The organism is Amycolatopsis echigonensis (genome assembly GCF_002846615.1).
GTDB classification, from domain to species: domain Bacteria; phylum Actinomycetota; class Actinomycetes; order Mycobacteriales; family Pseudonocardiaceae; genus Amycolatopsis; species Amycolatopsis echigonensis.
In genome coordinates, this window is the sequence record NZ_PJMY01000003.1 from 1,993,279 (window position 1) to 2,012,177 (window position 18,899).

Sequence of the window (18,899 nt, forward strand, 5' to 3'; positions counted from 1 at the left end):
CGGGCCGCCAGTGCGCGGCCCGGGCATTCACGCGTCCAGGGCCACTTTCACGCCAGCGCTGGCCTCGGTGTTGCGCCGGGTTTTGGCCCAACCGTTGCGACCGCGCACCAGCCGGAACAGCGCACGCCAGGACGTGATGTAGAAGGTGTAGATGTAGGCCGCGTACAACAGGCCCATGCCGATGCCGCGGAAGATGTTCTTGCTGTGCAAGCATTTCATCTGGTAGATCGGGCCCCACACCACGAACGGCAGCAGCCCGAACGAACCGTAGATGGCGAACAGGATCCATGCGCCGCCGGTGAACCACGTCCACACCTGACCCGGATCGCCCGCGGTCGTCACGAGCAGCATGATGAACGGAACCGGGTACAGCAGCGAGCCGAGCAGCTGCATCCACGGCTGCGCCAGGTAGTACATCATCTCCGCGGCGCCCAAAGTGGACAGATGCGGCGAGTCCCAGATCCGGCGCAGGTACCGCATGCATTGCATGGTCCCCTGCCCCCAGCGCGTGCGTTGCACCAGGAACCGGCGGAGGCTGTACAGACCTTCTTGCGCCACATACGAATCCGGCGTGAATCCGGTGCGCCAGCCCGCGGTGAGCAGGTGCACGCCGAGCTCGAAGTCCTCCAGCAGCGAACCGCGCCACGGGGCCAGCTCGTCCCCGGCGATCGAGTCCAATGCGGACAGCCGGGTGAACTGTCCGTTGCCGCCCATGGAAATCGTGCCGGTGAAGCCGCGCGAGGTCTGGATCGCCGCGATCGCGGTACGGAACTCCAAGTCCTGCAACTGGGCGAGCTTGAGCCCGAAGGCACGGGAGAACCACGTGCGGCCGGGCGGACGGCTGCGGGCGTTGCTCATCCGGACGTCAAGCTGGACCGCGCCCACGGTTTCATCGCCGAAAAGGTGGTCCGCCGCGCACACTTCGAGACAGTTGGGCGCGGGGCGGCCGTCCGCGTCGACCACCACGACCACGACCTGGTCCCGGTCCGCGTCCGGGCCGAGCCACTCGTCCAGCTCGCGGTAGGCGGCGTTGAGCGCGTCGCCCTTGCCCGTGCGCGCTTCCGGACGCTGCCGGGCGACGAGGTGGAGATTCGGGTCGTAGCCGCCGTTGCGCCGCCACACCGCGCGCACGACGCGGGCGGTGCGGTCGTCCGAATCGTCGTCCACGACCCACACGTGCGCGCGGCGGAAGGTGCCGCGCAAGTACTTCACCGTCTCGCGGATCACCACTTCCTCGTCGCGGCAGGGGACGAAGAAGTGCCACGAGAAGTCGGCCGGGTCGCCGACCGGAGCGGGCTTGCGGCGCAGGTACGGCACGACGATCACCACGACGTACACGAGGAACGCGACGCTCATGGTGAGCGCGAACGCCTGTGTGACCGACAGCAGGATCTTCAGGCCGGAGTCGCTCACGCCGCGGCCCGCTTCTCGGCCTTAGTCTTCCGCGTCGACAGCCAGACGAACAGCACCAGCGAGATCGCGCCGCCGATGACGCTGACCAGCGAGCCGAGCAGGGTGTGGCCCCAGTAGTAGCCCTCGTCGGTGCCGAGGCCGTTGACCAGCCCGACGATGGTGAGGATCCGTAACTGATTAACCAAAATCACCGCGATCGCGGAAATTCCCAGCGAAAAAAAGAGCCGGCGGGCATTTTGTGGCCGGAACCACAGAAGAGCGGCCGTCACTAATAGCAACGGTAGAAGAAGGAATACCGACGAGCATTCCGGAGTCATCCGCAACCCGAATGGAGTATCGCCAGACAACCCGAAGTAGACCGATTCCCGGTTTCCGGCCACATAGACCCCCGATGAGGTGACGACCCGGAGGATGACCCCGGCCAGCTGCACCTCCAGCTCCCGGTACCCGCGTTCCACGAGCACCAGCACCACCCCCGCGGCGAGCACCCCGAACACCGCCATACGCAGCGGAAACCGGGATGCGCCGGACACCGGCGCGTTGACTGCTGTCACGACGACCCTCTCGAGAAGAAACCCAGCGGAACCGGGGCGGATCCGGCCGCGGTCGTGTCCGCGACGGTTTCCGCCCTTCGCCGGGCAGCCCCTTTCCGGGGACACCCGAGCAGCTTTCGGCATATTCTTACGCACACTTGCTAGTCCGTTCGGGTGATACTTCATCCAACCTGGGGAAAAGCGAATTCTTATCACCCGATATGGTGATCCAGCGAAAAATCTGTGCCATTTCTGGAACGTCCGCCGATAACCGATCCGCGTGCCGACTCTTGCTCAGCGGGATTCGTCCGTGCAGCGGCTCGCCCTGAGAAAAATCGGAGGACCAGTGAAGAGACACCTCGTGCGACGAGGCGGAATGCTCGCCGTCGTCGTGGCGAGCATCGCCTTGGCCGGAGCCGCTCCGGCCAGCGCCGCTCCCGGTGACGGGTCGGCCTACGGCGTCAACGTCAACGTGACGCTGCTCGGCCAGCCCGCGGTGCACGTCGGCCCGCTCGCGGCCGCGAACACCAATGGCCCGACGGAAAACACCGCGGTCTCCGCGAACGTGACCGGCGTGCTGACCACCGGCGTGATCACCACGTCCGCGGTGCGCGACGACAACTCCGGCGCGGTCACGTCGAAGGCGTCGGTCGCCGACGTCGGACTGCCGCTGCTCAAGCCCGCGGTGGGCAATGTCGGCGCGAAGGCCGTCGAAGCCGTCTGCACCGCGACGCAGGAAGGCGTCAAGGGCAGCACCACGCTGGTCGGCGCGAACCTCGGCAGCCTCGGCCAGGTCGACGCCAACCCGGCGCCGAACACCGAACTGCAGGTCCAGGTCGGCCCGCTGCATGTGGCGACGCTGATCCTGAACGAGCAGATCAAGAACGGCGACGGCAGCCTCACGGTCAACGCCCTGCACCTGAAGCTGCTCGGCGGCCAGGCGCTCGGCTCGCTGGGCTCGGGCGACGTGATCCTGTCGTCGGCGACCTGCGGTCCGGCCGCTCCGCCGATGCCGCTCGCCTCGGGTGCCGGCATGTGGATCGGCTTCGGCGTGCTCGCCGCGATCGCGGTGCCGGTCGGCCTGCGCTTCACCCGCCGTCGTTCGGCCGCCTGACCCCGGTGAGGTGATGGAGCGATGTACAAGATGCCTGGTGCCGGAGTCGGCGTCGCCGGTGGCGGGGTGGGTACCCTCGCCGCCACCGGTGCCGACGTCGGCTGGTGGCTCGCGGTCGGCCTGGCGCTGGTGATCCTCGGGATCGTCGCGCTGGTCGCCGTCCGCCGCCGGAATCGGCGGCTCGCCCGCCTCGACGGCTGAAGAATCCGGGCTGCCGGCGTTGTCCCGCCGGCAGCCCGGTTTTCCGGGACACTCGAAAGGGTGGAAACGTTGGACGTGATGCTGCTGGCCGGGACGCGGCCGGAGGCGGTCAAGCTCGCCCCGCTCGCGCTGGCCCTGGAGGCACGCCCCGGGCTGCGGCCGCTCGTCGTGCACAGCGGACAGCACCAGGGCATGGTCGAACAGGCGCTGGCCCCGTTCGAGGTCGAGATCGACGCGTGGCTCGACGTGCCGCCGCGAGTGTCGGGCACCCAGGCCGAACTGGTGTCCGGCCTGCTGCCCGCGCTCGACGCCGCGCTGCGCCGCTACCAGCCGTCGGCGGTCGTCGTGCAAGGCGACACCACCACCGGACTGGCCGGTGCGCTCGCCGCGTTCTGGCTCGGTATTCCGGTGGTACATCTCGAAGCCGGACTGCGTACGCACGATTTGGCGTCGCCGTTCCCCGAGGAAGGCACGCGGCAGATGATCTCGCGGATCGCCGCGCTGCACCTGGTCCCGACGGCGGCCGCGGGCGCGGCGCTGCTGGCCGAGGGCGTGCCTTCGGAACGGATCACGCTCACTGGCAACACCGTCGTGGACGCCGTGCTAGCGGTGGCCGCGCGCGATTTGCCCGCCCGTGATCCGGCGCTTGCCTTGCTGGAGATGGGAATCGCCGAAGCGGGCGAGCAACTGGTGCTGGTGACGTCACACCGCCGCGAGTCGTGGGGAGAGCCCTTGACGCGCACGCTGACTGCGGTGCGGCAGATCGTCGATACGCATCCGCGCGTGCAGGTGCTGTTCCCGGTGCATCCGAATCCGGCTGTGCGGCAACAGGTTGAGAACGTGCTGGGCGGCGTCGCGCGGGTGACTGTCACCGAGCCTCTGGAGTACCCGGACCTGGTGCGAGCACTGCGGTTGGCGTCGCTCGTGCTGACGGATTCCGGTGGTATCCAAGAAGAAGCGCCGACGTTTGGCACGCCAGTGCTCGTGCTGCGCGATACCACGGAACGCCCGGAGGCCGTCGAGGCCGGTTGCGCTTGGCTGGTCGGCACCGACACCGAGCTGATCACCGATACCGCCGCACGGATTCTTCGCGGCGAGATGAGCGCTGCGGTGTCAGCGAATCCCTACGGAAACGGCTCCGCCGCCGCCCTGTCGGCTTCGGCCATCGAGGCGTTGCTGGGGGTGTCCGCCAACTCCGCCGCTCTCGTGAGTCCTAAAGGGACACAATGTTGACCGGCAGGCCCGGGTTCGCCGAGAAGTCCAGCGGTGCCACCGATCGGCCTGCCGCCACCACGTGCGCGCCCAACGCCGCGATCATCGCACCGTTGTCCGTGCACAAGCGGGGTCGCGGCACACGCAGCTCGATGCCAGCCTCCGCGCACCGCTCAGCCGCCAGCTCGGAAAGCCGCGAATTCGCTGCCACGCCACCAGAAATCACCAGCGTGCCGATGTTTTGCTCGCGCGCGGCACGGATCGCCTTCGCGGTGAGCACGTCCGCGACCGCTTCCTGAAAGGACGCCGCGACGTCGTTCACCGGCACCTCGTCGCCAGCACGCTCGGCGTTCTCCACCCAGCGTGCCACCGCCGTTTTCAAGCCGGAGAAGGAAAAGTCGAACTTCGCGTCGCGCGGACCGGTCATCCCGCGCGGGAACGCGATCGCCTTCGGGTTGCCCTGCTTGGCCGCCTTGTCGATCGGCGGCCCGCCCGGGTACGGCAGCTCAAGCACGCGCGCGACCTTGTCGTACGCCTCGCCCGCCGCGTCGTCCACAGTGGATCCAAGCTCGGTGATGCTGGACGCGATGTCGTCCACTCGCAACAGTTGCGTGTGGCCGCCGGAAACCAGCAACGCCAACACCGGCGTCGGCAACGGGCCGTGCTGCAACGTGTCCACCGCGATGTGCCCAGCCAGGTGATTCACGCCGTACAGCGGCACATCCAACGCGGTCGCGTACGCCTTCGCCGCCGAAACGCCCACCAGCAACGCGCCGGCGAGACCCGGCCCCGCCGTCACGGCGATCGCGTCCACATCGGACAGCTTCAGGCCAGCCGTGGCGAACGCGCGTTCCGCCGTCGGCACCATCGCTTCGAGATGCGCTCGGCTGGCGACCTCCGGCACAACCCCGCCGAAGCGAGCGTGCTGGTCCACACTGGACGCGACCTCGTCGGCGAGCAGTTCCACCGTGCCGTCGTCGTGCAGGCGGACGAGGCCGACTCCGGTCTCGTCGCAGGAGCTTTCGATGCCCATGATGACGCGCGCCATCAGCCGGCCACCTCGTCTCGTGCCGGGGCCTGCGCGGGGCGGGCCATGGTGAACGCGTCGGCACCGGAGGGCTGGTAATAACGCTTCCGGATGCCAAGTTTTTGGAAGCCGTGCGCCTCGTACAGGTTCACGGCCGGGTCGTTGTCCGTGCGTACTTCGAGGAAGACCGCCGCTTGCAGCTCGTCGGCGCGCGCCAGCAACGCACGCAGCAACGCCTTGCCGATGCCCTGCCCCTGCGCCTCCGGAACCACGCCGATCGTGTGGACGCTCGCTTCGTAATCTCCGCGTCGACCGACCACTGCGAGCCCCGCGTAGCCCAGCAGGGTTTGCCCGTCGTCCGACCGCGCGGCCAAGTAGTAATGCCCCTGGTCCAGCTCGGAATGGAACGCGCGCGCACTCCACGGGTCATCGCCGGGGAAGAGAATCTTCTCGATCTCCGCGCACCTCGCGACGTCAGCGCGGCGCAACTGGTCGAGCTTCACAGTACGGTCACCCTCTTGCGCGCCGTGGGCTCCACAGCGTCCGGACGGCGCAGGTACAGCGGCGTCAACGGCTCCGGCTCCGCGCGTCCGAGAAGCGCCGTACGCGCGACGCGCACCAACCCAGCCGGCGACGGAAACCGCGGCTCGATCGGCACCACGCCCACCGCTGCCGCGTACTGCAACGCTCCGTCGCCCGCCGCAACCCGGATGTCAGTGTCGATGTCCGCGGGGCGCTGTACGTGGGGACCGTCCGTGCGCGCGCCCGAAGCGTCGTACGCAGCCCAGTAGACCTCGCGGCGCCGCGCGTCCGTGAAGACGAGAAACGGCTTCTCCGTGCGCACGACGTCAGCCGCGATCGCGTCGAGACTGCACACCGGGTACACCGGGATGCCGAGCGCGTGCGCGTACGCAGCCGCCGTGGCCATGCCAGCGCGCAGGCCGGTGAAGGGCCCAGGCCCGACACCGCACACGATCGCGTCGAGTTCGCGCAACGTGACCCCAGCCGCCTCCGCGGCAGCCAGCGCGTGCGGGGCGATCAGCTCGCCGTGCGCCCGAGGATCCACCGTGACGCGGTCCGCCCGGGTGACAAGCTCAGCCTCGTCGACGGCAACGATGCCCGCCGTTACCGCCGGAGTAGCCGTGTCGATCGCCAATACCAGCACGATTTCCCAGGATAGCCCGGGTCCGCCGGGGACCGGGGAGCGGGTTTGGGGGTCCGGGAAGATACGTTCCGTGACGAAACTTCCTTTCGCGGCCGCGCTGGGCGAGGCGCTGGTTCTGGCGGGTTGTTCAGCCGCTCCCGCCCCGGCCGGGCCGGTGGTGTCTTCGGTGCCGTCCGCCGTGCGCGGGTGACCGAGCAGCGTCGAAAGAGCACCGGACACCGTCGGTTACCCGACTGTGCTCTCCGGCCCCACCGACGACCGCGAACACAGCGGCCGTCAGGCATCGTCGGCGTGAAGAACGACGAGACCTCCACTAGTTCGGCCATCCTGTGCACTGGCGATCAGGCCGCCGCAGCAGCCCTGACCACCATCAAGACCGGTTCCTGGCCCCTGCCCGGCTTGGGGGATTTTGTCCACACGAGGAACCTCGACCGATTAAGCTCAGTCCAAGCGGCGGCAGTCGGAGACAGTGCCGCCGGGAGCGAGGGGGAGCGTCATCGTGGGCAATGGGCAGTCGTCCAGCAGCAGCCAGCCAGTGGACGGGCGCGCCGGATACGTCGACCCGGAGGAACAGGCCAGGCGCGACCGCCAGGACAAGCAGTTCGGCGAAGCGATGAACTCCAACGGCACGCGCATCTACCAACAGCGCGCGGCCGAGGACGCAAAGGTCAACGCCGCGGCGGCTGGTGGCGGATTCAAGATGGACATCGCGGCGATGCGGAAGCTGCAGCCGAAATGGCAGGAGATCGCGGACAAGCTCGATGGCATGATCCAAACTGCGAGCCAGTTGAAAGTCGTGCCCCCGCCAGCCGACGATCCGGCCAGCACGCTGCAGAAAAAGGCCGCTGACGGCCACGCTGACGCGTATGTGGCCAGCCTCCAGCAGCAGCGGGATTACGCACAGGGCTACGCGGACAAGCTGAAAGACGCCATCTCCAAGTACGAGAATCAAGACCACGCCAACACCAATAGCCTGCGCAAGCAAGGATGAACCGGTGAAGCCCTTCGCTCTCGCCGCGACCGGCGGCCTCGTTCTGCTCGCCGTTACCGCCTGCTCGACCCCGGGCACCCCGGTCCCAGCGACGCCCGAGTCGTCGTCGGCACCGACGAGCACCTCGCGCAGCGTGCCCAAGGTCAGCAACCCGCTCGACGCCACCAAATACGAGCAAAACCCCTGCGCTCTCCTCAGCCAATCCCAGGCGACCGAGGTCATCAACGCCGTCCGCAACCGCCAAAGCCAGGGCCTCGTCGCGCCCATCTGCAGCTGGTACGACGCCGACAACAACCGGGTGGGCCTCGGGCTGCTTCCCGGGCAGGGCGGCCTCGCCGGCGCCTACACCAACAGCGACAGCGAATCCGGATACTTCGAGGCCGCGCCCGACGTCAACGGCTACCCCGCCGTCTTCGCCGGCACCACCGACGACCGCAAACGCGGCGGCTGCCAAATCGCCGTCGGAATCAAAGACGACGAAACGTTCACCAGTTCCGTCGCGCTCCGGTCTGCGTCGCCCCTGTACAACGACCCGTGCTCGCTCGCGGTGAAAACGGCTGCGGCTGCCATCACGACGATCAAAGCAGGTACGTGATGGCGACCTGCACCGTACTGGACGTCATCCGCCTGTCTAGAGCAGCAGAATCCGCGAAGCCCGCGCTCACTGCGACCGGCAGCCTCCTCCTACTCGCCGTGACGGGCTGTTCGTCTGCCACCGAAACACCGATCCAGACGGCCCCGGAGTCGTCGTCGGCACCGACGAGCGCCTCGCGCAGCGTGCCCAAGGTGAGCAACCCGCTCGACGCCGCCAAATACGAGCAGAACCCCGGCGCGCTGCTCAGCCAAGCCCAAGCGACTCAGCTCATCAACGCCGTCCGCCGCCGCCAAGGCCAAGGCCTCGTCGCGCCCAGCTGCGCCTGGTACGACGACAGGGACAACAGCGTCGGCCTCGGCCTGCTGCCTGGACAGGGTGGCCTCGGCGGCGCGTACACGAAAGGCGACAGCGAATCCGGATACTTCGAGGTCGCACCTGACCTCAACGGCTACCCCGGCGTCTTCGCGGGTACCACCGACGACCGCAGATGCGGCGGCTGCCAAATCGCCGTCGGAATCAAAGACGACGAGGTCTTCACCGCCTCCGTGATGCTCGACAAATCATTTCCCGGCCACCACGACCCGTGCGCACTGGCAGCTCAAACAGCGGCCGCTGCCGTCACCACTCTCAAGGCAGGTGCTTGATGGCTAACCTCAGCCCGCAGGAAATCGTTCACCTGGTCAAAACGGGCAAGGGTTCCGGCGGCATGTTCCACGGTTCCGACCAGTCGGCGGCCCTCTCCGCTCAGCACGAGGACATCGCGAGCGAGATGCGGCAGCTTCAGAGCTCGATGGACGAGTACTGGAAGGGCGACGCCGCCGGCCGGGCCTACGTCGGGGCCGGACCGCTGGTCCAGGCTTCTCAGACCAGTGGCCAGCACCTCGCGCAAGCCGAGGCGCTCTACTCCGGCCAGGGCAGTTCCTTCGACGGGCTGCGCAGCAAAATCGCATCCGTCGGCGATCTCGGGGACAAACCGGCGGACGACTGGGTCAGCGACACTCCCCTGTCGTTCCTGTCCAACCGGGCCGACGAAATCGACGCGTGGAACAAGAAAGCACAAGAAGTCGTCAGCAGTTACGAGTCCTATCACGGGGAATCGACGGAAAACTCCGCTCGCTGGGCGGACCCGTCGCAATACGGGCAGCTTGCGATGCCCTCCGCGGGCGGTGACTTCACCATCACCCAGCCTGGCACCACCGGCACCGCGCATTTGCCCACTCGCTACACCCCGGGTGGTCCCGGCGGCACCGCTGGCACGTACTCCGAGGGCGGTTACGTCGGCGACAACACCAGCAACACCGGCGGCACGAACAGCGACACCAGCCACCGCGACCACACCAACGATCGCACTGGGCCGCCGGGGGTGATGCCTCCTTCGGATACCCACGATTGGGGTCCGGGCCGCTACACGCCGCCGCACAGCAACCCGCCGGATGGGCCGGGTCAGTACGTTCCGCCGCACGACAGCAACCTGCCGGACGACACTCGTACGTCCAGTTATGTTCCGCCGGACCTGACGAGCACCAACAATCCCAGCTACACCGGCAATCCCAACTCCTGGTCGCTCAACACCAGCAACCCCGGCGCTGGTAATCCCAACGGCGGCGGCAGCAGTCTGTACACGCCAGGGTTCCCGGGCATCGGCGGCACTCCAGGCAGCGGCAACGCAGGCACCCCAGGCGGCAACGCGGGCAGCGGCACAGGCGGCAACGCGGGCAGCGGCACAGGCGGCAACGCGGGCAACAACGTCGGCCGAGGAGGGGGAACCGGCACCGGCCCCATCAGCAACGCCGAAACCGCCGGGCGAGGCGGAGCTACCGCCGGGGCCAACGGGCGCGCGGGTGCACCGGGCATGGGCGGCGGCGCGATGGGTCGCGGCGAGAAGGGCGAGGGTGAAGACGACCTTGTGCACGAGACCGCCGACTACCTGGTCGAGCAGGACCCGGACGCGGCGCTCATCGGTGACCTTCCCAAGGCGGTTCCGCCGGTGATCGGGCTCTGACGATGCTCGTGCTCGCCCGCGAGGTGGTGCTCCCGGCCGATTGCCTGCCCCTCGCGGCGGAGTTGGCTGGGGTTTCGCTCCCGACCGCACTCGCTCCCGACCCGCTCTGGCGCGACCCCGAGGAGGCGCGCGCTCACCGCGAAGCCGCGGTGAGCGCCATGGCCGACCAGGGCGTCTGGGGTCGCGGTGGTCTGGACGAGACGTTCGCCCGGACCATGACCGTGTTGTGCCGCGGGGCCAGCGAGTTGTCGGCGACCGTCGAGAGCGGGCGGGACCGGCGGTATCGGCTGGTCGTCGCGGCGTTGCGGAAGGACGCGGTGCTCGCCTGTCACATGCCGTCCACCAGCACGGTGGTGTTGCGGCCTGCGCGGCCCGAGGCGCTGGTTGAGGATTTGATTCAGGAGCTGCCGCGCGTCCGGCCCGCGCAGGGCCAAGCGGTGTCGGTGCCAGAATCGGCCTTGAATCTGGCGATCGACGGCGGTCCGGCGAGGCAGGACGTCCGGCATCTGCTCGACATCGCGGCGTTGCCTCGGGCCGGCGGCGGCCAGATCACCGCGGCGGTGCGCGACGGGCTCGGCGGACGGCGGATCAACGGGCGCGACATCTGCACGTACTACGACACCGAGCACGGGCGCTACCTGTTCTCGTTCTCCGAAACCGACGGCGGCGAACGGTACGTGAACGTCGCCCCGGCCCGGCACGAAACGATGGTCGAACGGGTGCGCGCGCTGCTCGATAATCTCGCCTGACCCCGGGGTACCCCTGACAATCGATAGCTGTGAATCGCGTCGCAGGTGGCGATCGCCACTAGGCGGTACGGTGCGGTTCCAGGTGCCGGTGACGCAGGAGGTCCGCGAAGTGCCCGATCCGCTGTTTCCCGCAGTCGCCGCCGGATCCGGCAAGGAAGCGCTGCGCTTCGGCGACCGAAAACTCACCTACGCCGAACTCGGCGCGGTCGCCGGGGCGCTGGCCGCCGACCTGCCCAAGGACCGTCGGGTCGCGGTGTGGGCGACGCCGACGCTGCACACGAGCGTCGCAGTGGTCGCCGCGTTGCTCGCCGGGGTTCCGGTGGTGCCGCTGAACCCCAAGATCGGCGAACGCGAACTCGGCCACATCCTCGCCGACAGCGAGCCCGCGCTGGTGCTCGCCGAGCCCGGCGTCGAACTGCCCGCCGCGCTCGATCTGCCGCGGCGCGACATTCCGCTGGAGGGCGACGGGAAGCCGCCGGCCAGCGAGCCGGACGCCGAGGCTCCCGCGTTCATCGTCTACACCTCCGGCACGACCGGCCCGCCGAAGGGCGTCGTCCTGCCTCGCCGCGCGATTTCGAGCACGCTCGACGCGCTCGAGGACGCCTGGCAGTGGACCGCCGACGACGTGCTCGTCCACGGTCTGCCGCTGTTCCACGTGCACGGCCTGATCCTCGGCATCCTCGGTCCGCTGCGCCGCGGCGGAACCGTCCGGCACCTGGGCCGGTTCTCGCTCGAAGGCGTCACCGAGGAACTCGCGAACGGCGCGACGATGCTGTTCGGCGTCCCGACGATGTACCACCGGATCGCCGAAGCGGTCGCGACCGACGAAGCCCTCGCCTCCGCGCTCAAGTCCGCGCGGCTGCTCGTCTCCGGCTCGGCCGCGCTGCCGGTGCACGACCACCAGCGGATCACCGCCGCGACCGGACAGCAGGTCGTCGAGCGCTACGGCATGACCGAGACCCTGATGAACACCAGCGTCCGCGCCGACGGCGAGCGCAAGCCGGGTTCGGTCGGAGTCCCGCTCGCCGGGGTCGACCTGCGGCTCGTCGACGAGTCCGGGGCCGAAGTCACCGAGCCGGACGCGGTCGGCGAGATCCAGGTCCGCGGACCGAATCTGTTCACCGAGTACCTCAACCGGCCGGACGCGACCGCCGCCGCGCTCGACGGCGACTGGTTCCGCACCGGCGACATGGCCACCCGCGACCCCGACGGTTACGTCCGGATCGTCGGCCGCAAGGCCACCGACCTGATCAAGAGCGGCGGCTACAAGATCGGCGCGGGCGAGATCGAGAACGCGCTGCTGGAACACCCGAACGTCGCCGAGGTGGCGGTCACCGGCGAACCGGACGACGACCTCGGCGAGCGGATCGTCGCGTGGGTCGTCCCGGACGGCGCGCGCCCGACCGTCGAGGACCTCGCCGACCACGTGTCGAAGCTGCTCGCCCCGCACAAGCGGCCGAGGGTCGTGCGGTACCTGGATGCCTTGCCGCGCAACGACATGGGCAAAGTCATGAAACGAGCGCTGGGATGAGGCCCACCGCGCGCGAACTGCTGGCCGCCATCTCCGCTGAGTTCACCGACCTGTCCCTTCCGGACGCTCCGGCCGACGATCCGCTCGGCTGGCCGGGATATCCGGAAGCCCGGGCGGCAGCCGCCGCGCGCACCGGCGAGACCGAGTCGGTGGTCGTCGGACAGGCCCGGATCGGCGACGTGCCCACGGTGCTGATCGCGTGGGAGTTCGGCTTCCTCGGCGGATCGATCGGACAGCAGACCGGCGACCGCGTCGAGGCCGCTTTCGCCCACGCGAAGGAACGAGGCCTGCCGGTGGTTTCGCTGGTCGCGACTGGCGGCAGCCGGATGCAGCACGGCATGCGCGCGCTTTCCCAGCTCCAACGAATCGCACGCGCCGCCGCGGAAGCACGCGCGGCGGGCGTCCCGCAGATCTCCGTCCTGCGCGACCCGTCCACCGGTGGTGGCTGGGCGACGCTCGGTGCCGGTTCCGACGTCGTGTTGGGACTGCCCGATGCACAGGTCGGCTTCGCTGGCTCTCGCGTACGGCCTGCGACTTCGCCTGCAGAGGCGTACACCGTCGAAGCGAAGCTGGAGTGGGGTCAGGTCGACAGTCTCGTTGAACCAGACGAGCTGGGTGACGTCCTCGCGCGATGGCTACAGCTCTTAGCTTCCCCGTCGACAGATCCCGCTCCCCCGCCCAAGGCCCGTCGCGATGTCGCGCTGCCCGAAACCGGCTGGGACGCCGTACGGGCCGCGCGCGCTCCTTCGCGAGCGCGCGCACCCGAGTACCTCGACGCGTACTTCGACTGGCGAGAGAACGTACAAGGCGACCGTGCCGGTCACGTGGACGAAGGCGTCCAATGTGGCTTCGGCTGGCGAGACGGCCGCGCGATCGCGTACGCAGCACAGTGCGGCACTGCGACGCGTCCAGCGGGCTTCCGCACCGCTGCCCGGCTCGTCCGGCTGGCCTCCCGACTAGGGATTCCGGTGTTGACCCTTGTGGACACTCCCGGCGCGGCGAACGACGACGAAGCGGAAGAAGGCGGGATCGGACCAGCGATCGCGGAACTCTTCGAAGCGATCGCCACCGCCGCGGTGCCGGTCACCACACTGGTGATCGGCGAAGGCGGTTCCGGCGGCGCGCTGGCTTTCGCCGCTCCGGGCGCGACGTGGATCACCCCGGACGCCTACTTCTCGGTCACCTCACCGGAAGCCGCGGCGGCGATCCTGAAACGCCCGATGACCGACGTGCCGGCCGTGGCCGACCAGCTGCGGTTGCGCCCGCAAGACCTGGTCGGCCTCGGCCTGGCAGCCGGGATCGTTCAGCCTTAGGACAGGTCAGGCCTCGGCCCGGACCCGCCACTTGCGCTGCGCGTAGGACGCGAGGGTGGCCGCTACAGCGACTCCCGCGGTTGCACAGCTTGCGATGGCCACGAATACTGCCGTCATTGCGGCTCCTCCTCACGGGTTGCATGCGTCGATGCCCGTCGGCGAATCCGGATGATCCGCTGGCCGACGCGTGCGGGTTGATGGGGTTGAACAGGTATCTACCTGCTACAGCGCATGGTCCCCGGTCTGTGTTACCGCCGCTACCCCTGTGCGTAAGTGAGACGCATCACGTTAGGCTTTGACGCGCTCGCGGTAGGTGATGGCGGGGGCTCTGCGCAGTGAGTCCTGAAAACGCGAAGGGAGCGATGTGACAGAGGCAGCAGACGGGAGGGGGCCGTCGGGCGGCGCCACCGTCACGGACGACGCGACAATGCGCCGGGCGGTCGGCGCGGCCGCGGTCGGCAACATCACCGAGTGGTTCGATTTCGGGGTCTACGGCTACCTCTCCACCACCATCGAGGCGCAGTTCTTCCCGCCCGGCAACCCCGCGCTGGCCCAGCTCGCGACGTTCGCGACCTTCGCCGTGGCGTTCCTGGTGCGTCCGCTCGGCGGCCTGTTCTTCGGTCCGCTCGGCGACAAGATCGGCCGGACCAAGGTGCTCGCGGTGACGGTCATCCTGATGGCGACCGGCACCTTCCTCATCGGACTGATCCCGTCGTACTCCTCGATCGGGCTGGCCGCGCCGATCCTGCTGGTCTGCGCGCGGGTCCTGCAGGGCTTCTCCACCGGCGGCGAATACGCCGGCGCGATGACGTTCATCGCCGAGTACAGCCCGGACCGCCGCCGCGGCTACTTCGGCAGCTTCCTGGAGTTCGGCACCTTCATCGGGTACGCGCTGGGCGCGACCGTCTCGTCGGTGCTGCCGCTGGTTTCGACGCCGGCCTTCATGGACACCTGGGGCTGGCGGATTCCGTTCATGGTGGCGCTGCCGCTCGGCATCGTCGGGGTCTACCTGCGGACGAAGCTCGAGGAGACGCCCGCCTTCCAGCAGCTGCTCGACGAGTCCGGCAAGCGCGAGGACGCCGAGTCCAAGCACGTGGTCCGCACGATCTTCGCGAAGTACTGGCCGACGATGCTGCTGGCCGGCGGCCTCGTGGTGACCTGGAACGTCACCAACTACATGCTCACCAGCTACATGCCGACCTACCTCAAGGACGACCGCACGATGTCCGCGCACGGCGGGCAGGCGATCTCGTCCACCGCGGCGGAATGGCTGCAGATCGCCGTGCTGTGGCTCGGGGTGCTGCTGATCCCGCTGCTCGGCAGGCTCAGCGACAAGGTGGGCCGCAAGCCGATCCTGTGGGTCGGAGCCGGCGGGCTGATCGTGCTCGGCCTCCCGATGGTGCTGCTGCTCAAGAGCGGGTCGCTGATCTCGGTGCTGCTCGGCCTGGTCCTGATGGGACTGCTGCTGATCTGCTTCTCCTCGACCTGCCCGTCCACGCTGCCCGCGCTGTTCCCGACCGAGGTCCGCTACGGCGGGCTGTCGATCTCGTTCAACATCTTCGTATCCGCGTTCGCCGGGACGGTGTCGCTGGTGATGAGCGCGCTGGTGCTGGCGACCGGGGACCTCAAATGGCCCGGGTACTACCTGATGATCGCCGGTGCGGTCGGCGTGCTCACGCTCGTGAAGCTGAAGGAACCCGCCAAGAAGCCGTTGCCGGGGTCGGCCCCGTCGTTGACCGCTTCCGAGGACGCGGCGGCCAAGGCCAGCCAGCAGTAATCGGCCGACAGCGCTGAAGGGCTCCTTGAGGAAATCAAGGGGCCCTTCGGCGCGTTCAGGCCGCTTGCAACCGGTCGACCCGGGTGGTCCAGGAGCCGTGCGGTTCCAGGACGACGGTCCGGGTGTCGTCGTCGTGGCGGGTCAGGCCACGTCGGTGGAGTTCGCTGCCCAGGTGTTGCACTGCTGGGCGCGGTTCTTCGTCGCGCCCTGGCGCCACCAGGAGGCGGAGTGCTCGTCGGTGCCGTGGTCGCGCGGACCGCCGCCGTGGTCCCCGCGGTCCTCGGAGTTCCAGGCCTCGTTGTAGATGTTGCGGTCGATCGAGCCGCCCGCGGCCGACGACGCACCGAGGAACATGCCGGAGAAGCACTGCGCCTGCAGTTCCAGACGGCGGGACAGCTCCAGCCCGGCGTCGGAGTCGGCACCCGCGTCGTACCGCTGTTCGCTCATCGCCTCCTCGACGCCGGACAGGTTCTGCACGTGGTGACCGTATTCGTGGGCCAGCACCGCGAGGTAGATGCCGGGATGCGCGCCGTATTCCTCGATCTGGAGCTTGTCCATCGGCATGTAGATGGTCTCGTTCGTCGGGCAGTAGTAGGCGGCGAAATTGTCACCGGACGAACTGCACGGGCTTTGCATCTGGCCGGACTGCGCGACCACCAGGTTCGGGCTCTCGAACGGAAGGCCGGCGTCGCCGAGCACCGGTGCCCACACCGTGTTCAGGCAGCGGATGCCGGACTGGAAGAACCGTTCCGCGCCGGCCCGGTCCGAACTCCAGCGGCTGAGCGTGCACGCCACGTTCTGCAATCCGGCGTCGGCGCTGGCGAACAGCGGGTTCCGCGCGGTCTCCTTCACCGGTCGCGGGCCGCGGGGCGCCGGCGGGGCCTCGGACGCCGGTTCCGAGCCGCTGGTGGTTTCGCGGGTTTCCCTGGTTGTCGAGGTGGTCGTGGTCGAAGTGCTGCTTTCGGCGGTGTACCGGGTGGGCGGCGTTTCCCTGAAGATCGAGGAATACGTCGGCGGCGTGGTGCTCGCCGCGTCGACGCGCTTGTCTTTGTGCACGGCCGCACCGAGTGCTGCCAGTCCCCCGACGACCAGCACGATCGCGCCGAGCACGGACACCAGCACGATCACCGCGGCGTGCGATTTCTTCGGCGGACGCCCGGCGCGATAGCCGTCGAGCCGGGCGACCGGACCGAATGCCGGCGCGGGCACACCAGGGGACGCGGCGAATGGTCCCGGCACCGGAGCGACCTGCGGCGGCGGCAACGGCGCGGCCGGCGGCGGCAAAGGAACTGCCGGTCCGGCAGCGGGAAACGGCGGTCTGGGAGGGAACTGCTGTGCCGGCGGAATCGGCGGCCCGCCCGGAAACTGCTGCCCCGGCGGCATCCCCGGCCCCGCCATTCCGCCGCCTGGCATCCCGGGGCCCGGCGGCATCCCGGGCGGCAGCGGCCGCGGCGGCGGGAGCGGGGCGGCTCCCGGCGGAACCGGATAAGGACCGCCTTGCGGTGGCCAGGTCATCGTTCCCCCTGCGATTGCGTGATTCGCGTAATCCGGCTTTTTTCACTGCCGGGGCGCCCAGCCTAGCCGGTGTGCTCTAGGCTCTGCTGCCGTGGCGAGGAAATGGGTTTCCGCGGCGGCGATCGCGGCATTGGCGGTGCTATCCGCCCCGAGTCCGGCGGCGGCCTTCTCCGGAACCGGGTGGCATTCCGAGAATGCGCAAGCGTCCTCCGAAGCGACTGCGGAAATCGCACTGAAACTGTTGCGCGACGGCGCCTTCCAGGTCACCGAGAAGGTGACTGTCCCAGGTGGACAGCGGCTGGTGTCCACGTTGCCGCTGCGGCTGCCCGCCGACGACGGGCAGGACCTCCGCTACACGGTGCGGGACGCGAAGGCCACCGGCGGCAGCGCCGTCGCGCAGGCCGACGACCAGTTGACGCTCACCTTCGGCGCGGGCGAATCCACCGTCGTCTACACACTCACCGGCGCCCTCGCCGACCAGGGCGGCGGCCAGCAGGTGCGCGCGCTCGTCGCGGGCGGCTTCGACCGGCCGGTGAAGGAAATCAAGGCGTCCTTCCTCGCCCCGGCCCGGCAGATGGCTCCGGTGACCTGTTCGATCGGCGCGAACCAGCCGTGCACGCTGTCCGAGGTCGACCACACCGGCGTGCTGCGGCTGCAGCAGAACGATTTGCCGCCGGGCGCGCGGATGGAACTGTCAGTCGGGCTGCCGCCGGGCACCGCGCCGGCGAATGCCGATTTCGTGCCGGCCAGCGCATTGGCGGCGGCATTCTCGCTCACCTTGCCGTCCGTCATCGGCTTCGCCGCGGTTGCCGTTTTGCTGATTGCCACCGCGCTATTCGTATGGCGACGCCGAAAGCAAGACGAGCTCGCGACCAGCGTCGGCGATACCACAATCGAAGTTCTGTTGCAGGAAAACGGCCGAACTTGGTTCGCTTCTCCGGACGGGGTGCTTCCCGGGCAGATCGGCACCGTGATGGACGAGTCGGTGGACCCGGTGGACATCGCGGCCACTGTCGTCGATCTGGCGGTGCGGAATTACCTGTGGCTGGCCGAGCTTCCCGGTCCGGACTGGCAGATCTCCCGGCGGAACCCGCCGGACGAGCACCTGCGCGATTTCGAGCGGGTGGTCTGCGAAACGCTGCTGCCGGAAGGTACCGACACCGTCCTGCTGTCCCGGCTGAACGATCTCGACGCGGCACCGATCCAGGACTCCATGTACCGGGACGTCGTTGCCAGCCAATGGTTCTCGCGTCGTCCGGACACCTCGCGCGGGGTGCTGGCGCTGCCCGGCATCCTGCTGTTCGTGCTCGGCTTGGTCGCGACGGCGGTGCTTTCGTTCACCGTCGGGCACGCGCTGCTGGGCGTCGCGATCGCGCTCGCCGGCCTGGGTCTCGCCGCGGCTCGCGCGCTGCTGCCGTCCCGCACCGCCCGCGGCCGCGCGGTCGCCGGCCAGATCCGCGGGCTGTTGCGCTACCTGCACCGTCTGCGCGCGGAAGACATCGAACGCCCGGCGGACCGCGAGATGGTGTTCTCCCGTTCCCTGCCGTACGCGGTGGTGCTCGGCGACACCGAACGCTGGCTCGGCGCGTTCGCCGACTTGGACCCGGACGCCGACGGCCAGGCCGGCCTCTCCTGGTACGGCGGCGTCGAACAGGACAATGACCTGCGTCGCTTCGGCCCTCGGCTGCTGGCCTTCCTGACCGCGCTCAACCACGCGCTGACGAAGGAACCGTCGAAAACCGGGCCGTAGAGGATTGCCGG

General features: G+C 69.0%; 18 protein-coding genes. 12 read left to right on the top strand and 6 right to left on the bottom strand.

What is annotated here, in order from left to right:
• Positions 1-27 precede the first annotated feature (27 nt).
• Positions 28-1,356, bottom strand: a complete 1,329-nt coding sequence (locus tag ATK30_RS13915; RefSeq protein ID WP_101440817.1) for a glycosyltransferase — start codon at positions 1,354-1,356, stop codon at positions 28-30.
• Between the two features lie 53 nt (positions 1,357-1,409).
• On the bottom strand, positions 1,410-1,916 hold the full coding sequence (gene xrtP / locus ATK30_RS13920; RefSeq protein WP_101435968.1) for an exosortase P: 507 nt from the start codon (positions 1,914-1,916) through the stop codon (positions 1,410-1,412).
• A gap of 391 nt (positions 1,917-2,307) precedes the next feature.
• Here xrtP and ATK30_RS13925 point away from each other — a divergent pair, with 391 nt between their 5' ends.
• The 3 genes from ATK30_RS13925 to wecB all read left to right on the top strand — a co-directional run bounded on the left by ATK30_RS13925 (position 2,308) and on the right by wecB (position 4,494).
• The gene (locus ATK30_RS13925; protein ID WP_279629991.1) at positions 2,308-3,060 is read left to right on the top strand and encodes a choice-of-anchor P family protein; all 753 of its coding nucleotides are present in this window, start codon (positions 2,308-2,310) and stop codon (positions 3,058-3,060) included.
• Between the two features lie 21 nt (positions 3,061-3,081).
• A complete protein-coding gene (locus ATK30_RS13930) occupies positions 3,082-3,261 on the top strand; it encodes an LPXTG cell wall anchor domain-containing protein (protein ID WP_101435970.1) in 180 nt (59 codons plus the stop codon).
• A 69-nt stretch (positions 3,262-3,330) separates the two neighbouring features.
• Positions 3,331-4,494: a non-hydrolyzing UDP-N-acetylglucosamine 2-epimerase gene (gene wecB / locus ATK30_RS13935; protein ID WP_101440818.1), complete on the top strand. Its 1,164-nt coding sequence runs from the start codon at positions 3,331-3,333 to the stop codon at positions 4,492-4,494.
• On the opposite strand, the gene tsaD is transcribed toward wecB, so the two are convergent.
• From tsaD to tsaB, 3 genes are read right to left on the bottom strand one after another with little or no spacing between them, the layout of a single operon-like run.
• Complete coding sequence (tsaD, locus tag ATK30_RS13940; protein WP_101435971.1) at positions 4,475-5,521, bottom strand: tRNA (adenosine(37)-N6)-threonylcarbamoyltransferase complex transferase subunit TsaD; 1,047 nt, start codon at positions 5,519-5,521, stop codon at positions 4,475-4,477. The two genes, wecB and tsaD, sit on opposite strands and share 20 nt — an antisense overlap.
• Positions 5,521-6,003, bottom strand: coding sequence for a ribosomal protein S18-alanine N-acetyltransferase (rimI, locus tag ATK30_RS13945; protein ID WP_101435972.1), 483 nt, complete (start codon positions 6,001-6,003; stop codon positions 5,521-5,523). The genes tsaD and rimI overlap by 1 nt, the downstream gene beginning before the upstream one ends.
• Entirely contained in the window at positions 6,000-6,665 is a 666-nt protein-coding gene (gene tsaB / locus ATK30_RS13950; RefSeq protein ID WP_101440819.1) for a tRNA (adenosine(37)-N6)-threonylcarbamoyltransferase complex dimerization subunit type 1 TsaB, read from the bottom strand. The genes rimI and tsaB overlap by 4 nt, the downstream gene beginning before the upstream one ends.
• Before the next feature lie 499 nt (positions 6,666-7,164).
• On the opposite strand from tsaB, the gene ATK30_RS13955 reads away from it, so the two are divergent.
• From ATK30_RS13955 to ATK30_RS13990, 8 genes are all read left to right on the top strand, one after another.
• Positions 7,165-7,656, top strand: a complete 492-nt coding sequence (locus tag ATK30_RS13955; RefSeq protein WP_101435973.1) for a type VII secretion target — start codon at positions 7,165-7,167, stop codon at positions 7,654-7,656.
• 4 nt (positions 7,657-7,660) lie between these two features.
• The gene (locus tag ATK30_RS13960; RefSeq protein ID WP_101435974.1) at positions 7,661-8,251 is read left to right on the top strand and encodes a DUF3558 domain-containing protein; all 591 of its coding nucleotides are present in this window, start codon (positions 7,661-7,663) and stop codon (positions 8,249-8,251) included.
• A complete protein-coding gene (locus ATK30_RS13965) occupies positions 8,251-8,895 on the top strand; it encodes a DUF3558 domain-containing protein (RefSeq protein ID WP_101435975.1) in 645 nt (214 codons plus the stop codon). The genes ATK30_RS13960 and ATK30_RS13965 overlap by 1 nt, the downstream gene beginning before the upstream one ends.
• Positions 8,895-10,253: a hypothetical protein gene (locus tag ATK30_RS13970; protein WP_208637345.1), complete on the top strand. Its 1,359-nt coding sequence runs from the start codon at positions 8,895-8,897 to the stop codon at positions 10,251-10,253. The genes ATK30_RS13965 and ATK30_RS13970 overlap by 1 nt, the downstream gene beginning before the upstream one ends.
• A gap of 2 nt (positions 10,254-10,255) precedes the next feature.
• Positions 10,256-11,002 (top strand): ESX secretion-associated protein EspG, encoded by a 747-nt coding sequence (locus ATK30_RS13975; RefSeq protein ID WP_101435977.1) that lies wholly within the window; start codon positions 10,256-10,258, stop codon positions 11,000-11,002.
• A 109-nt stretch (positions 11,003-11,111) separates the two neighbouring features.
• The gene (locus ATK30_RS13980) at positions 11,112-12,533 is read left to right on the top strand and encodes an acyl-CoA synthetase (RefSeq protein WP_101440820.1); all 1,422 of its coding nucleotides are present in this window, start codon (positions 11,112-11,114) and stop codon (positions 12,531-12,533) included.
• The gene (locus ATK30_RS13985; RefSeq protein ID WP_101435978.1) at positions 12,530-13,846 is read left to right on the top strand and encodes a carboxyl transferase domain-containing protein; all 1,317 of its coding nucleotides are present in this window, start codon (positions 12,530-12,532) and stop codon (positions 13,844-13,846) included. The genes ATK30_RS13980 and ATK30_RS13985 overlap by 4 nt, the downstream gene beginning before the upstream one ends.
• 364 nt (positions 13,847-14,210) lie before the next feature.
• A complete protein-coding gene (locus tag ATK30_RS13990) occupies positions 14,211-15,623 on the top strand; it encodes an MFS transporter (RefSeq protein ID WP_101435979.1) in 1,413 nt (470 codons plus the stop codon).
• Positions 15,624-15,764: 141 nt separating this feature from the next.
• Here ATK30_RS13990 and ATK30_RS14000 read toward each other — a convergent pair whose 3' ends face one another.
• The gene (locus ATK30_RS14000; RefSeq protein ID WP_244194611.1) at positions 15,765-16,862 is read right to left on the bottom strand and encodes a neutral zinc metallopeptidase; all 1,098 of its coding nucleotides are present in this window, start codon (positions 16,860-16,862) and stop codon (positions 15,765-15,767) included.
• A 367-nt stretch (positions 16,863-17,229) separates the two neighbouring features.
• On the opposite strand from ATK30_RS14000, the gene ATK30_RS14005 reads away from it, so the two are divergent.
• Positions 17,230-18,888 carry a DUF2207 domain-containing protein gene (locus ATK30_RS14005; RefSeq protein WP_101435981.1) on the top strand — a complete coding sequence of 553 codons (1,659 nt, stop codon included), beginning with the start codon at positions 17,230-17,232 and terminating at the stop codon, positions 18,886-18,888.
• Positions 18,889-18,899 lie beyond the last annotated feature (11 nt).

Bases quoted from the DNA above. Each gene is read 5' to 3' on its own strand.
- ATK30_RS13965 (WP_101435975.1), top strand. From the start codon at position 8,251: ATGGCGACCTGCACCGTACTGGACGTCATCCGCCTGTCTAGAGCAGCA.
- xrtP (WP_101435968.1), bottom strand. From the start codon at position 1,916: ATGGCGGTGTTCGGGGTGCTCGCCGCGGGGGTGGTGCTGGTGCTCGTG.
- ATK30_RS13975 (WP_101435977.1), top strand. From the start codon at position 10,256: ATGCTCGTGCTCGCCCGCGAGGTGGTGCTCCCGGCCGATTGCCTGCCC.
- ATK30_RS13930 (WP_101435970.1), top strand. From the start codon at position 3,082: ATGTACAAGATGCCTGGTGCCGGAGTCGGCGTCGCCGGTGGCGGGGTG.
- ATK30_RS13970 (WP_208637345.1), top strand. From the start codon at position 8,895: ATGGCTAACCTCAGCCCGCAGGAAATCGTTCACCTGGTCAAAACGGGC.
- ATK30_RS13985 (WP_101435978.1), top strand. From the start codon at position 12,530: ATGAGGCCCACCGCGCGCGAACTGCTGGCCGCCATCTCCGCTGAGTTC.
- tsaD (WP_101435971.1), bottom strand. From the start codon at position 5,521: ATGGCGCGCGTCATCATGGGCATCGAAAGCTCCTGCGACGAGACCGGA.
- ATK30_RS13915 (WP_101440817.1), bottom strand. From the start codon at position 1,356: ATGAGCGTCGCGTTCCTCGTGTACGTCGTGGTGATCGTCGTGCCGTAC.